Annotated in this window: 13 protein-coding genes; 10 read left to right on the forward strand and 3 right to left on the reverse strand. The window is 42.5% G+C overall.

Annotated features, from left to right (window positions below):
* Window positions 1–9 precede the first annotated feature (9 nt).
* The 9 genes from dcd (at window position 10) to KSK55_RS03695 (ending at window position 10277) form a co-directional block, all read left to right on the forward strand.
* The gene (dcd, locus tag KSK55_RS03655) at window positions 10–567 is read left to right on the forward strand and encodes a dCTP deaminase (RefSeq protein WP_218608212.1); all 558 of its coding nucleotides are present in this window, start codon (window positions 10–12) and stop codon (window positions 565–567) included.
* Window positions 568–689: 122 nt separating this feature from the next.
* Window positions 690–2522, forward strand: a complete 1833-nt coding sequence (locus tag KSK55_RS03660) for a threonine--tRNA ligase (protein WP_218608213.1) — start codon at window positions 690–692, stop codon at window positions 2520–2522.
* A 194-nt stretch (window positions 2523–2716) separates the two neighbouring features.
* The gene (locus KSK55_RS03665) at window positions 2717–3136 is read left to right on the forward strand and encodes a 4Fe-4S binding protein (RefSeq protein ID WP_250545151.1); all 420 of its coding nucleotides are present in this window, start codon (window positions 2717–2719) and stop codon (window positions 3134–3136) included.
* Window positions 3126–4898: an aldehyde ferredoxin oxidoreductase N-terminal domain-containing protein gene (locus KSK55_RS03670; protein ID WP_218608214.1), complete on the forward strand. Its 1773-nt coding sequence runs from the start codon at window positions 3126–3128 to the stop codon at window positions 4896–4898. Before KSK55_RS03665 ends, KSK55_RS03670 begins: the two co-directional genes overlap by 11 nt.
* 268 nt (window positions 4899–5166) lie before the next feature.
* The gene (locus tag KSK55_RS03675) at window positions 5167–5901 is read left to right on the forward strand and encodes a flavodoxin family protein (protein ID WP_218608215.1); all 735 of its coding nucleotides are present in this window, start codon (window positions 5167–5169) and stop codon (window positions 5899–5901) included.
* 73 nt (window positions 5902–5974) lie between these two features.
* Window positions 5975–6688, forward strand: coding sequence for an ABC transporter ATP-binding protein (locus KSK55_RS03680; RefSeq protein WP_218608216.1), 714 nt, complete (start codon window positions 5975–5977; stop codon window positions 6686–6688).
* A gap of 2 nt (window positions 6689–6690) precedes the next feature.
* Window positions 6691–8097, forward strand: coding sequence for a hypothetical protein (locus KSK55_RS03685; RefSeq protein ID WP_218608217.1), 1407 nt, complete (start codon window positions 6691–6693; stop codon window positions 8095–8097).
* 156 nt (window positions 8098–8253) lie between these two features.
* On the forward strand, window positions 8254–9984 hold the full coding sequence (locus KSK55_RS03690) for an ATP-binding protein (protein ID WP_218608218.1): 1731 nt from the start codon (window positions 8254–8256) through the stop codon (window positions 9982–9984).
* A 146-nt stretch (window positions 9985–10130) separates the two neighbouring features.
* The gene (locus KSK55_RS03695) at window positions 10131–10277 is read left to right on the forward strand and encodes a hypothetical protein (RefSeq protein ID WP_214418859.1); all 147 of its coding nucleotides are present in this window, start codon (window positions 10131–10133) and stop codon (window positions 10275–10277) included.
* 33 nt (window positions 10278–10310) lie between these two features.
* On the opposite strand, the gene KSK55_RS03700 is transcribed toward KSK55_RS03695, so the two are convergent.
* Window positions 10311–10730: a hypothetical protein gene (locus tag KSK55_RS03700; protein WP_214418860.1), complete on the reverse strand. Its 420-nt coding sequence runs from the start codon at window positions 10728–10730 to the stop codon at window positions 10311–10313.
* 188 nt (window positions 10731–10918) lie between these two features.
* Between KSK55_RS03700 and KSK55_RS03705 the strand changes: the two genes are divergently transcribed.
* Window positions 10919–12934 (forward strand): VWA domain-containing protein, encoded by a 2016-nt coding sequence (locus KSK55_RS03705; protein WP_218608219.1) that lies wholly within the window; start codon window positions 10919–10921, stop codon window positions 12932–12934.
* A 19-nt stretch (window positions 12935–12953) separates the two neighbouring features.
* On the opposite strand, the gene KSK55_RS03710 is transcribed toward KSK55_RS03705, so the two are convergent.
* On the reverse strand, window positions 12954–15209 hold the full coding sequence (locus KSK55_RS03710) for a S8 family peptidase (protein WP_218608220.1): 2256 nt from the start codon (window positions 15207–15209) through the stop codon (window positions 12954–12956).
* Between the two features lie 125 nt (window positions 15210–15334).
* Window positions 15335–15889, reverse strand: coding sequence for a hypothetical protein (locus KSK55_RS03715; RefSeq protein ID WP_218608221.1), 555 nt, complete (start codon window positions 15887–15889; stop codon window positions 15335–15337).
* Window positions 15890–15979: the final 90 nt, after the last annotated feature.

The raw sequence follows: 15979 nt of genomic DNA on the forward strand, positions 1-15979 counted from the left end.
GATTGGTACATGATCCTTGTTGACTGGCAGATAACGGATCGGATAGAACGTGGGTATATAAGTATAGATCCTTACAATCCTGAGTTAATCCAGCCAAATTCTATAGATATCCGGCTCGGTAATCATTTTGTCTGGTATACACCGGGAGAGGAAATTATTGATCCTTATACCCGGGATTCTGTGACCAGTGGGACTGAAGAGATGACCGCAGAAAGTATTGTTCTACACCCCGGTCAATTTGTCCTTGCCGAAACAATGGAGGCTATCCAACTTCCTGACAATATTGTGGCCAGTATCGAAGGAAAAAGCAGTATCGCCCGACTGGGTATTGAATTACACCAGACCGGGGGGTGGATTGATGCAGGTTTTGCCGGATCTATTACCCTTGAGATGTGCAACGTAAATCAGCGCCCGGTCCGGATGCATGCTGGTATGCCAATCGGCCAACTGGTCTTTTATACAACCGAGCGGGCATTGTGTCCATATAATACCAAAAAGGATGCAAAATACTTAAATCAGCGTCAGGCCACACTCTCCCGATACTACGAGAATAAGAAAAGAACCTGAATACTTGATATTTTTCATAATTTTCTTCTTTCGGAAAAATTTCTCAGGATTGATGGTACCTACCTGGTTTTATACACAATAAACGTCAACATATATGGATATTGTACGTGGAGACCTGATTCATGCGCCTTCTTTTAATTCATTCAGATTTCATTGAATACGAAGCAAAGAAAAAAACAAAATTTGCAGAAGAACCCTGTAATCCGTCAGACCGGCTTGATGATGCCTTGGTTGCATTTTGTGCTGTTGAGTCACCGGATGCTGATGATATTGACGATGTTATCAGCCAGACCGTAAACGCAATCAGTGAAATGGCTGGAAAAGTTGAGTGTAACCGGGTCATGGTGTACCCGTATGCACATCTTTCATCTGATCTTGCAGCTCCAGATCTTGCAGTTGGAGCCTTAAAATCCATAGAAGACTCTTTGGAAAAGGCTGGACATGAGGTCAAACGGGCGCCATTCGGATGGTACAAGTCCTTTTCTCTCTCATGCAAGGGTCACCCCTTATCCGAACTCTCCCGGTCAATTACCCCCTCTGAAGATGCGGTTAAACCGGAGAAGAAACATATCGAGCACAAATTCTTTGTAATGACACCTGAAGGGACTGTTCATGACGTTAAAGAATACATGGATGATTCACCCTTTGCAGCTCTTATCAAAAAAGAGATGGGAACTGCAGTTCCGGTCGGCGGTGAACCAGTCCATGTTGACCTCATGCGGTCCAAGGAATTTGTGGACTATGAACCGGTATCTGATGTTGGGCACCTTCGCTGGCTCCCCCGTGGAAAGTTAGTACGTGATCTTCTTGCAGATTATGCTCTCTCACTAGTTCTTGATTACGGGGCAAGTCCGGTAGAGACCCCGGTTATGTACGACCTTGCAGATAAGGCCATCTTTGAACACGCCGACAAGTTTGGAGAGCGTCAGTACAGGTTTAAATCAGGAAACCGGAGCATGATGCTCAGATTTGCTGCCTGTTTTGGTATGTTCACCACCATGCGGAGTATGCATATCTCACCAAACCACCTGCCGATGAAGATGTATGAGCTCTCCACCTATTCATTCCGTCATGAACAGAAGGGTGAGGTTATCGGTCTGAAACGGCTTCGTGCATTTACTATGCCGGATATGCATTCCCTGTGTAAGGATCTTGAGAATGCTCTTACCTGTTTTGAGGAACAACTTTCAATCGGGTGGAAGACAGGACGGGATTTCGGAACTCAACTGGTTGCGGTCTTCCGGTGTACAGAAGAGTTCTATAAAGACCATGAGACATGGATCAAAAAGATCGTCAAAGAATCTAATGTCCCAATCCTGATTGAAACACTCTCTGACCGGGTTCACTACTGGATTGCAAAGATTGACCTTGCAGCCATCGACGGGCAGAATCGTCCGATTGAAAACCCGACCGTCCAGATAGATGTGGAAAGCAGTAAGCGGTTCGGTATTAAATACCACCTTGCAGACGGAACTGAAGTATTCCCCCCGATTCTCCACTGTTCACCAACCGGATCGGTTGAGCGGGTATTTTGTGCAATTCTTGAGAATACAGTAAACCAGAAGGTCGCTCACCTTCCAACATGGCTTACACCAACCCAGGTCCGGATTATTCCGGTTACTGATAATCACCTTGGATATGCCTCTGAACTGGCAGAAAAACTAACCAAAGCCCGCATCAGAGCTGATGTTGATGACCGTGATGATTCACTGAATAAAAAGATCAGGGCGGCAGGTATGGACTGGGTATCATATGTAATTGTTATCGGTGACTCTGAGACGGCTTCCGGAAACCTGACGGTAACGGTCAGATCATTATCTGAACCAAATAAACCACATAAAATTACCTGCACTGCAGAGAAACTTATAGAAATGATCGCCGAAGAGACTGCTGGAATGCCGTACCGGCCGATGTATACTCCCCGGATGTTATCTCTCAAACCGAGATATATCTAAATTCTTTTCTTTTTTTCGATAAGGGGTTGCTTTTTTCTTTGTATTCTTTAGAGAATTCGGATAATTCTCGCTAATAGTTCAGGTTAGGTCAACAATCAATATAGCAAAACAAGGAGCGAATTAGTATTTCTTTACAGTAATAATTCAGATCACTGTCAGGTACAATTAATAAACTCTCACTTCGATTACCAGATATGGCAAAGAAACGACTCTCCGTAATCGATGCTGACCGGTGTGTCGGGTGTCAGTCATGTATGTTTGCCTGCACCCGAAGGCTGGGATATGGAGGAGTTGCCAAATCTGCAATACATGTCAGTTCTGTCGGAGGAATTGAACGCGGATTCTCTGTGCGGGTCTGCCGGGCATGCCAGGATCCCCCTTGTATCCGCCTCTGTCCTGAAAATGCCCTGGTTCCCAGGCCGGGTGGCGGAGTAACCCTGAAAAAAGATCTGTGCACCGGATGCAGAAAATGCCTGGACGGATGTATCCTTGGTGCAATATCATGGGATGAAGAAGAAAATCACCCCATTATCTGCATATATTGTGGATATTGTGCTCAGTATTGTCCGTATGAAGTCATTGCACTGGAGGAACTGATGCCGGATGAATCCTGATCCAGTCCTTTCAAAAGTTCTCTTTATTGATCTCTCTTCCTGGTCATTTCACATAGAGGAGCGACCTGATCTATTCTCAACACGGCTTGGTGGGGCCGGAGCAGCAATCAGACTTCTGGATGAAAATTGTCCAAAGGGAGCTGATCCACTCGGACCAGATAACCCGATAATCCTTACAGTCGGAACTGCGACTGCCCTCTTTCCTCTTGCTTCAAAATGTGTTGCAATGTTTAAATCCCCACTGACTGGAAATCTGGGGGAGAGTCATGCCGGCGGTAGAACAGCTGTTGCTATCAGATCAGCAAGTTATGGAGCGATTGTCATCACTGGAAAAGCATCTCATCCGGTGTATCTTTCAATAACAAAGGACGGAGTGGCATTCCGGGATGCCCGGGCACTTTGGGGAACTGGCCGAAGTGATACAGCAGCCAGAATTATCAGATCAAAAGACGGAACTCCAGGAACACGAACCATCCTCAGAATTGGTCGTGCAGGTGAGAATCTTGTGAGATATGCAAATGTCACCTCTGAAACATACCGGCATTTTGGAAGGATGGGACTTGGGGCAGTATTTGGATCGAAAAAACTAAAAGCAGTACTGATTTCCGGAGATGATCTCATCCACGTCTCTGACCGGAAAAAATACCGTGAACTCTATGACCGGCTTTTTGACCAGGTGACAAAATCTCCTCTTATGCAAAAATACCATGAGATAGGAACTCCTGTTAACGTGAAATCGCTCTCTGCCATGGGATCTCTTCCGGTCAAAAATCTCACCGAACAAAGACTTACCGGAGGAGAAAACCTGTCCGGAGAGGAGTTTGCACGGCTCTTTCTTTCCCGTCGTGTAGCCTGTTCACATTGCCCAGTGAGTTGTATTCATATCGGACAGATACGGATACCCTACCCGAATGATCCCTATTTTTACAAAACTATTCCGGTGAGTTATGATTATGAACTCATCTATGCTCTTGGATTCATGCTCGGAGTATCAAACCCGACTGATGTCCTGACACTGATTGATGTCATTGAACATACCGGACTTGATGCGATGTCAGCCGGTGTGTGTGCAGCCTGGGCAACAGAAGCCATGGCACATAAAATTATCACCGAATATGAGACCGGAGGAATCAGACTTTCGTTTGGTGACACAAATCAATATCTCGCCTTTTTTGAGGCACTTACCAGGCAGCAGGGAGAATTTTACAAAGACCTTGGCATGGGAGCAGAATATGCTGCTACAAAATATGGTGGTACTGAATATGCCCTTGCCTTTGGTAAAAACGAAATGCCAGGTTACCACACCGGTCCTGCAACATATATCGGATATATCTGTGGAGCCAGGCACAGCCATCTTGATAATGCCGGATATAGTATTGATCAGAAACCTGATGAAAAATTTCCAAAAGATCCGGAGGGAATTGCAGATGAACTCTATCATGAAGAAGCATATCGCCAGATCCTCTCAAGTCTTGTGGTCTGTTTCTTCGCACGCGGGCTGTATACTCCGGAAATTATCCAGGAAGTCTTGTCGGTCTGTGGAATTTCGATGAGCCTGAAAGAACTGGATGGTCTTGGAAGATCAATTCTTAGAGAAAAATACCTGTTTAAAATCCGGGAAGGATTTTCTCTGGAACCTGAATCTGTACCGATTCCAAAAAGAATCCTTGAGCTCCCATCAGGGAGGGGACTCATTGAAGCAGAGAGTATCAGAAGGGGAATTGAAAGATATAAAGTTCTTCTTGAAAATGATAAACTTTAATCTTTCCTTATATTATCTTTACCGGGATTGTCCAGGATGGGCTCAATATAGGCCTCAATATTCATGTATAACATTTCAACGGACCTGGTCTTCAGCACTGATTGTAAAATCTTTGAGCATACCGCATCATATTCAAAATGATTCGTTTCGATGAAATATGACTTATAATTTATTTCTATACTTATCATACCCAATATCATTTTATACTGTAAATCGGAATTACACCATTACAGACCCATGATACAGGTCTGCAGGACTCAGGTGCAGTATGAACATTATTGCTTTTAATGGAAGCCCCCGGGCAGAACAGAGCACTACCCATATTATGGTAGCTGCTTTTCTCGCCGGAGCAGAAGAAACAGGGGCAAAAACCGAACAAATATACCTTGCTCATAAAAAAATCGGTCATTGTCTTGGTTGTTTTTCATGTTGGCTGAAAACTCCAGGAAAATGCATTCAATCTGATGATATGGCTGATCTCATTCAAAAATATCTCAGTTCAGATGTAGCAATATTTGCATCTCCTTTGTACATGGACAATGTATCTGGCATTATGAAAAATTTCATGGACCGGCTATTACCCGTTGGCGATCCACATTTTGAGAAAGATAATCATGGCGATGTACGTCATATAAAAGGAAAAGCAAATAATCCAAAGTTTATCATGATATCAAATTCCGGATTTCCGGAACAGAGCAATTTCCAGGTATTAAAACTGCTTGCAAAAAGGCTAGCACGTAATTACCAGACAGAGTTTATCACCGAGATATATCTGGGAGCCGGAGGTATGCTTCAGGTTGAAGAGATGAAACCACTCGCAGATGAATATACAAAACTCCTAAAAACAGCCGGGGCAGAAGTTGTCAGAACCGGAACCCTATCTTCTGAAACCAGCAGGATGCTCGATAAACCACTTATCAAGGATCCAGGGTTTGTTGATACTTTTATTGCAAACATGAATGAATATATGGATTCCATGATTGCTGCAAACAAACCAATATAAACAGCGTCACTCATGTTAGAATGACATCGTCCCAGAAATATGTCTGAAAAAGGGAATAATATCAGGTGACCATGTGCAGGAAATAATCTCAACGAAAAATCTTACGAAATTGTATGGTGATCTGACCGCGGTTAATATTGTAACCCTTTCAGTCCAAAAAGGCTCTCTCTTTGGGCTTTTAGGTCCGAACGGTTCAGGAAAAACCACGATGATCAAAATGTTGACCGGACAGATATCTCCATCAACAGGAAATGCCATCATTCTTGGTATTGACGTGAACACCGACCCGATCGGAGTCAGAAAACTGGTTGGAATTATTCCTGAGCAGGAATCACCACCGAGTTTTCTAACATGTATGGAGTATCTGGAATTTATCGGCAATATCAGAAAGATTCCTGATCTTGAAAAAAGAGCAGACTGGTGGTTTGAGTTCCTTGAATTCGAAGATAAAAAAAATGTTCTCTGTAAAGATCTGTCGAGGGGGACGAGACAGAAATTAATGCTCACACAGGCATTTATTCATGAACCTGAACTTGCTCTGATTGATGAGCCACTCATCAATTTTGATCCAATCATGCAGGATAAAGTTAAATCTTTCTTTGTAACTTATGCTCAAAAGGGAAATACTCTTTTTATTTCCACCCACCTTCTCGAGACTGCTGAAGAGATCTGTTCAGAAGTTGCAATCCTTCAATCAGGAACCCTCCTTTTTACGGGAACAATCAAATCAGTCAGAGAAGGGTATGGTCACCTGCAGGACTTGTTCCTCTCCCTTGTCAGGAGATAACGATGGCAGGACTCTTTTATAATATGATGAAAGAAGAATGGCGGGTTCATTCGACCATGTTCGGGAGTCTGAATTTTGCCCTCTTTCCGGTTATGATCCTGGCAATCGGATTTATGGGAACATTTCTTCTTCCTCTCATCAGTGCTTCAATGCCACTGGGAGATCTTGTGATCCTAATTCATGCTCAATATTTGATGCTCGGATTCATGGTCGGAGCATTCGGGCTTCTTGGAAATGAGGTGATGAACCGGCGATTTGGACAAGCCAGCCTTCTTGCATTCTCTGCCCGGACCTTGCCCCTCAGCCCCCGGTATATTTTCTCGATTTTTGTCCTCAAAGATACTTTGTATTACTTTATCCTTTGGATATTTCCATTAGGTGCCGGATTTCTAATTGGATCATTTTTCACGGGAATACCGGTTTACTACCCGGTAATTGTCCTTCTGACACTAACCTTATCTTTTCTGACCGGAATGTCAGTTGTATTCTTCCTGTCGTCCCTGTATCAGCGATCGGTAAAAGTCCTCTTTATCTTTCTGATTTTTGCAGGTTTGGTATTTCTGGGATGGTTCATGTTCACCGGAACAAACCCGGCGACCCTCTTTCCACCGCTTATACTCTTTTACCAATTTTCCTGGGATATTCTTATCGGAAGCTGTACGGTAGTTCTGGTTCCATGTTGCATCTCTCTTCTTCTGTTTTCACCAGATATTCAATCCGGAACAAAAATTTATCCGAATCGGATGAAACCACTCATTTGTCATCTGAACCGATTTCCAAACCCGCCCCTTGCTGCAAAAGATGTGATTGATCTCTGGCGGTCCGGGAGTATTGTCGGTCAGACTATCTTTTCATTTCTGGTACCACTTATCATCATCTGGTTCTTTCTCTCCCTGCTTGATGAGTATGTTTCAACCATTCATCTTCTTCTGACCTTTGCGATGATAACCGGCATAATCGCGTCAACCATGTACACCTGGCTGTGTATGTTTGATTCATTCAGTGTGTATGCTCTTCTTCCGCTTCATGTCAAAGACGTCATTTCCAGTAAAATCACATCTTTTACGCTCCTTCAGGTAATACCAGTTTTCTTCATAGGGGTGATTACTTTTCTTTCCGGTCAGGGAGAATTTCTGTTACCGGTGCTGGTATTGACCTTGTCAGTGTCATATTATGTCCTTTCGGTGTCCATCTGGCTAACCGGATTATCGCCAAGCGTCCTGGTGTATAATGTCCGTGTAATGGTTCAGTATTTCCTGCTCATCGGACTCGCTTTGTCGATATTTGGTTCCCTAACTTCGATAAATCTCTGGTTTGGTCTTGCTGGAGTGATATTATTTATTCCAGCATATGGTTTCATTCAATTAGGTATCAGAAAATGGGAGAATGAGGAAATGGTTGGAAATTAGAGAGAAATAAATCGCCCATTTTCATATCCAATATTTCAGGACACCCCGATAGACATAATACTTGAATTTCCTCTATTTACTTTATCATCACTACATAAAAAACAGGGAAAGTGACTTATTATTCTGGAGAAGGATATAATACTCAGGGAGAGAGTAATGGACAGGCGAATACCGTACGGGATCATGAATTATGGTGAGATGATCCAAAAAAATGGATATTTTATCGACAAAACCAGGTATATTGAAAAACTTGAGAGAGTTCAAAATCCCGTTTTTCTTCGCCCCCGCCGATTTGGAAAGTCTCTTTTCTGCTCTATGCTTGCATATTATTATGATATTTGTGAGGCTCACCGGTTTGATGAACTGTTCGGACATACCTGGATAGGACAGAATCCAACGGAAACACATAACCAATATATCGTTCTGAAATTTGATTTTTCTGTAATTGCTGTGTCTGAAAACATAAAAGAAACAGAATATGCCTTTAACCGTCATTGTACCGGCCGGATTCTTGAGACCAGATATTCATATCCAAATTATATGCAGGATGCTCCAGAATTTGTCCCTGATGAAAAAGCCTCAATTGCTCTTTCCCTCTGGCTTGGTTTTCTACAGAAAACTGGCGCTCCCCAGGTATTTGTTATTATTGATGAGTATGACAACTTTGTAAATCAGTATATCACCAGTCACCAGGATCATATTTATGAAGAGATTACTACAGGAGACAGTTTTCTCCGGACTTTCTTCAAAGCTCTCAAGGAAGGACGACAAACCGGTGCTCTTGCAAATGTATTCATCACCGGGGTGCTTCCCATTGCTATTGATGATCTGACCTCCAGTTATAATATAGCATCATTTATCACTCTGGATCCAGTCTTTGAACATATGCTGGGATTTACTCAGGTTGAGGTTACTGAACTGGTGGATAAGGTTTATCAGGATTTTCATCTTGATCCAAACACACGGGGAGAGGTGAAGGATCTGATTAAGAATCAGTATAATGGGTATCATTTTGTGAATACTGATTCTGAATCGGTGTATAACCCCAATATGCTCATGTACTTTCTCCGGCAGTTGAGTGAGCATAAAATGATTCCTGCAGATCTCTTTGACCTGAATATGAGAACAGATCTAACCTGGATACGAAGACTTACCAGAGGGAATGAGAAAAATACCCGTGAATTGGTTCGTCAACTGACAACAGATGAAGCAATCCCTTTTAACCGTAAGGCACTTGTATCACAATTTAACCTGAATGAATTCTTCGATCCGGCGTTTTATCCCGTCTCACTCTTTTATCTTGGTCTCCTTACAAGAAAAGATGAATTTGATCTGATGATTCCGAATCTCTCAATGAAAGAGATTGCTGTTGAATACTTTAATGAAGTGTTCCGTATTGATCTTGGGCAAGAAAAATACACCTCTATGATGCAGGGGTTTATCAGAAACCCTGATCTTACTCAGCTCTTCTCCGATTATTGGCGACTCTATGTGAGTCAGCTCCCAGAAGCAATCTTCTCTCAGGTGAATGAGAACTTTTATCGGACGACATTCTTTGAACTTTGTAGTCGCTATCTTTCCACCTGGTTTGTCTGGAACGTTGAACGTTCATACCCAAAGGGCCGGACTGACCTTGAATTTGTTGGTAAGTTCAATGAGAAGTTTGCCGGACTTCGGTGGGTAATTGAGTTTAAATATTTCTCAAATACTGAATGGACCGGGATGAAAACGTCTATTGAAGATTTTTCCGTCAGGGAAGAGGATACAGTCCAAATCCGGGGGTATGCAGAAGGGCTCAGGAATGAGTATCCTGAAGCAGATATCCGGCTTTTTGTGATATATTGTATCGGAAACCAGGGATTCTCAGTTTTTGATGTGACAATGTGAGGGCCGGGTAATTAGCAAAACACAGTTCTATCAATCTTCAGACATTTATAAAGAAATAAAAATATATCTCTGATTTGATTTTACTATCTATCCCGTCTCATACTGGTAAAATATCATGGCATTTACTGATCTCTTGGAGATGGGATATGGTTTTATTATTCGAAGCTCCTGATGAAATGGTTCCGATGAAGAGTTTGATGAAACGACTTGACCGGATACATATTCAAATCATTGTTGATGTTCATGCAGAGGGAAAAAACCATATGGCCCTAAAACAAGGTCAATTTTCCTAAAAATAGTTATTTATAATTCAGATACTTCTGACATCACCTTATGGTAAGAATAGCTGTTGCGATAACCTGCCATAAGACACCATTTTGAAAAAATAATGAAAACTGAATCAATACGGGTTTGCCAACAAATGCAACTTTTTCAAAAACATATGGCATAATGAACAATCCGACTAAAAAAGCTATGACCATTGTCCCAAAACTAAATGTAAAGTCAATTACTCCATTGTTTGAATAATTCATTACCGTTGAACTAAATATCACTCCAAGGACAATTCCAAGGTACATAACTATCTGTTCAATGAATGACATCTGATTAGGATGAGCAGCAGGCTGTGTTGGAGTTGATGCGCCCTCGCTCCGGAGGGAATATAGCCTAAATCCTTCGAGATTATTCTTGATATTCGTTTCATACGCCTTCTCCATTCGACTGTTTAAGTCAAAATAATTTGACATGAATGAACCTCCTGTTGGTTGAGGGTACCCGTTTATAGTATATATAAGTTACATCTTACGAATTTTTTAAAGAACGTTCTATACTAATTATGTAAGATATCCTCTCATACTCGGTGAGGTTTATACCATATCGAAATTTATATGCAGAAGATCATCAATTAACCTACAATACACCCCGGATGATACTCATGAAAATTCGATTTATTTCAATCCTTTTTCTATGTACGTGCATATTGATTGGTACATTAACTGTGGGAGTTTTCGCCGGACCTACCAGCGGAGACATCCCCTCTCCCGGAACAGATGAACAGAGTACTGTATCATACCCAAATAATGGAAACTCGATAAGCATACCGGGAATGTCTGTTGTTGACATAACCGGAATTAACGCCGTAAACTATCCAACAGTAATCACGTATGTAACAGTGAACACCCCTGCAGGAAGAGCCGGTGAGCTCACAAAAGACGATTTTCATGTTTTCGAGAACGGCGATCCCATGGAGATCACCTCAGTATCATTCCCGGATAAGGCAACAAGAACCAAACTGGATTTGGCAATTCTGTTTGATGATACCGGGAGTATGAGCGACGAAATCGCTGATATGAAAGAGAAAGTGAAAGGGCTGACAGACAGTATTGATGTTGCGAATATTGATTGTCGATATGCATTAATCAGTTTCAATGATGCGGTATCACTGAAGCAAGGATGGACGTCAAACCCTTCAATTATCAAAAGTGCGATAGACAGTCTGGTAGCAGATGGTGGTGATGATGCCCCTGAAGCAGACCTAGATGCAATAGAAGCTGCCCTGGCACTCGGATTCAGACCTGATGCCCAACATATGATACTGGATATTACCGATGAAAAGACACATTACAGAGATGACGGAACACCATTTTCACAATTCACAATTCCAGAGACAGCAAGCCATCTTCTCAGTAATGGAACGAGTTACATATTGGTGGGTCCGGCATCGACATCCGGACTTTTTAATGTTCATAATGATAAAAAAGAATTAGTAAAGGCCCTTGGTGGAAGCGGACTTTTCATTGATATTCATAGTGATGAATTCTCCTCAATTCTTGATAAAATACAGTCAATTATCACGCAAACCTACACTATTGGCTATTATACACCTCATGTATATGGAGAAGATCGGAAAATTGCACTTGAGGTTCAGGTAGGAAACGATTCAGACAGCGGATTATACACTGCAACCAGACAACAGCAGACATTTACCCCGGAAACAGGATCAGATAGGATCATACCATCCATTGAACAGGATGCTGAAGATTACAGCAGCACGGATGATAGTATGAGCATTCTTGGATCAAAGGTGGTAGATATCACCGGAATTAATGGGGTCAATTTCCCTTACGTTATTACCTATGTTACTGTGAACACAACAAAAGGGAGATCTGGCGGCCTTGGAAAAGATGATTTCCAGGTATATGAAGATGGAAAACTAATGAATATCACTGAGTTCTCATTTACCGGAGATTCATCTCAATCTAAACTTGACCTGGCAATTGTTTTTGACGACACCGGAAGTATGCGGGATGAGATCAATGATCTCAAAGAAAAGGTCCTTGAACTCACCGATCGGATTGCTACAGCAAATATTGACTGCAGATATGCCCTCATCACGTTCAAAGATTCAGTAACGGTAAAGCAGGACTGGACTTCAGATGCAGCAGCAATAAAAGAAGCAATAGACGGGTTAAACGCAAGTGAAGGATTTGATGCTCCGGAGGCAAACCTTGATGCTATTGAAGCAGCCCTTGGGTTACGATTCAGATCTGACGCCCAGCATATGATACTGGACATCACCGATGATATGACTCATTACCGAAATGATGGAACGCCATTTTCGAAATACACCATTCCTGAAACAGCAGGAAATCTCCTGAACAATGGTACGAGCTTTATCCTAGTAGGACCTACCATGGTTTCAGGTTCATTTAATCAGGACAATGATAAACGAGAGTTAGTTAAGGCTCTTGGTGGAAGCGGGCTTTTCATTGACGTCCATGGAAATGAATTTATTAAAATCCTTGACAGTATTCAGGGAATTATTACCCAGACATACACCATCGGATATTATACTCCAGATCCTAATCCGGATGGAGTAAAACGAACCGTGGAGATCCATGTAGGCAGTGATTCAGATAGCGGACAGTATATAGCTGCAGCATCTGAATGAAGAACCTAAAAAAATTTTTTTATTGGGGAATATATTCGGCAGAAGGAACTGGTATTTCCTTTCCGGATGGGAAAATCCCAGAATCTTTTGATGCGACGATAATTGGAGTATTTCCTGGACACTTGTAACTATTCATTTTAAGTGTATAATACCCGTTTCCAGTTCTGGCATATATCATGACAAAGTACGTCGAGCCAGAGTTTGGTGGGGTGATTGAAATATATGGATTCTGACCGGTTGCATAATATTGGGCGTAGCAATACGAATTCTTCGGATTGCAGTCTTTACAGACATATATATCAAATACCGAGGTATCTGCACATGCATTGTTGTTTTCTCTGATACTTCCCATTCCCTGATTATTCAATCCTTTACCGCTGCCACAAGTTCCAAACGTCTGTTCAGACCATTCAATTTTTGAACGCCCATCTGATGGAATAAAATATCCATATACGGCTGCCTGTCCCTGCTTTAAGAATCCGGTTTGGGTATCTGTTTTATAGACCCCACAGGGAGTTGGAGGCAGGGGCGGAGAATCGGGCACAATTGTTGGGACCGGAGTAGGAGTACGGGTAACGGTTGGAGTGGGAATGGGAGTAGAGGTTGGAACAGGAGTGGGAGGACGAGTCACAGTAGGGGTGGGAACGGGAGTAGAGGTTGGAACAGGAGTGGGAGGACGAGTCACAGTAGGGGTGGGAACGGGAGTAGAGGTTGGAACAGGAGTGGGAGGACGAGTCACAGTAGGGGTGGGAATGGGAGTAGAGGTTGGAACAGGAGTGGGAGTACGGGTAACGGTTGGAGTGGGAACGGGATTAGTCGGGGTAGGAGTTGGTGTACTTATCCCTAATGCCTTTGCAGCGTTTAATCTTCCCCCGGTTGCGACTTTTCCTGAGAGAGAAGGGAGATTATCACAGGATCCAAGGATTTTACTTTTTATCTGTGCACCAGTCAGAGAAGGAGACTGGGATTTTAAAAGGGCTGCAACTCCGGTAACGTACGGTGCTGCCATCGATGTCCCATTCAGATAGGAATATCCACCGGATTTCGTTGTGCTGTAAATGCTGACGCCAGGAGCGGCCAAATCAACTGAACTTGCCCCATAATTAGAAAATGAAGCAAGGGCATCATGATAATTTGTAGCAGCAACGGAAATGATATTGCTACTCGTATAAGCTGCAGGATAAATCGGATTAATTTCAGAACTTCCGCCGCTGTTTCCTGCTGCACAGATTATAACCGCCTGCGATGCATCAATTGCATCTTTCAGGGATTGTGAATACCCGGTCCCACTCCAGGAGTTCGAGATTATCGGAACGCCCATCTTATTTGCATATAATATTGCAGAAATTGCATCAGAGGTATATCCGGATCCCCTGGAATCGAGAAATTTCAATGGCATAATCTTCGTCTTCCATGTCACTCCTGCAATGCCAATTCCATTATTTCCGACTGCTGCTATCGTTCCTGCACAATGAGTACCATGCCCGTTATCATCCATCGGATCATTATTCTTGGATACAAAATTCCATCCCCGGACATCATCGATGTATCCATTACCATCATCATCGACTCCGTTTATGGATTCACCTGAATTCTGCCAGATGTTTGCAGCAAGATCCGGATGTGAGTAATCAACTCCGGTGTCAATAACAGCAACTGTTACTCCTGATGAACCAGTCGTTTTAGTCCATGCAAGAGGAGCTTTCATGTCAGCTCCAGGAGTGCCATAAAACGGGGCCTGGCCAGTATTTTGGAGTCCCCAAAGGTTTGAATACCCGGGATCATTCGGATAAGAAGAACCTGATGCCTGAAAACTTTGAATAGGTACAGTTTTTTGGACATTTTCAATAGGACTGAGAGATATCTTATAATCCGGTTCAACATAGAGAACATCAGGATTTGCTTTATATGCTGCCATCGCATTCTCAAGACTCGTGCCTGATACCTGGACAACCTGCATTCCAGCGACTCCGTTTGAACTGAGATCACGGACCACCTGAGTTCCGGCCATCGCATTTGCTGATGATTGAACAGACATCAGGGATGAACGTGATTGTGCTGAATTTGGATTATACCGAACAATAAGACGGTCAGTGGCATGTTCTTCTGATACCTGAATGGTATTCTGATTGTGTGTACCCGTAATCTGCTCTATCCACTGATTATCCGGGAACCAGTTATCAGAAGGCCCTGCCAATACAGCCGGGACCGAAAAACAAAGCAGGATGGCGATTCCAATTCCTGCATAAAAGATATTTTTATCTGAAAAATACATGGATACTTCCCCGCACTTTTTATGAATACCAGATATCTGATGTGCTGAATCATGAAGTTTCTTCACTGGTCAGAAGAAACTTCATAAGGAACATCGGATTTTCAAAAAAAAGGATAATCAGGATCTTAACATTTCATATAGCACTGACCATTGGGGCCTTCAAAGCAACATTGAAAAGGTGGACTCCAGGCATTTTCAGCAACCTGATTATTAATTTCGAGATAGAGAGCAGAAAGGTCTGTTTTCTTTTCGATTGCCGATTCCAGATCTCCCAGTTCATCAAAATAGGGGTTGAGAAGTTCCCCGGAGTAAAATTCGAGAGGATGTGCCTCGAAGGTAATGGTATTCAGTTCAGTATCAATTGAAAGATTGGATATCTCAATCAGAGATGTGAGATCTATTTCAGAACCGGCAAGAATAAGAACTGCGTTCATTGGATAGGATTCATTTGCAAGATGTTTTATTGGAACAAGGAAGAACTCATCTCCATCTTTAATCGAGGAGAATGGAATGATTTCCTGAATGGTAATTTCATACAAACCATCTGTTGTGCTTTCAATGGTGCTCTGCTCTCCCTGTACATACACGGTGTATCCGGGAGATTCTGCTCCAATAACAATTCCTATGATAGATAGAAGAATGAGTAAACCAAAAAGCCCTTTTCTCAGATATTCGATCATTCTTTCTACTATTATTTTGATTGGTCAAAAATATACTGCTTTACAGGAGATCAGATCGACATAAAAAAACGATTTACTCATAATTTGAAA

Origin of the sequence: Methanospirillum hungatei, from assembly GCF_019263745.1 — an archaeon.
GTDB classification, from domain to species: domain Archaea; phylum Halobacteriota; class Methanomicrobia; order Methanomicrobiales; family Methanospirillaceae; genus Methanospirillum; species Methanospirillum purgamenti.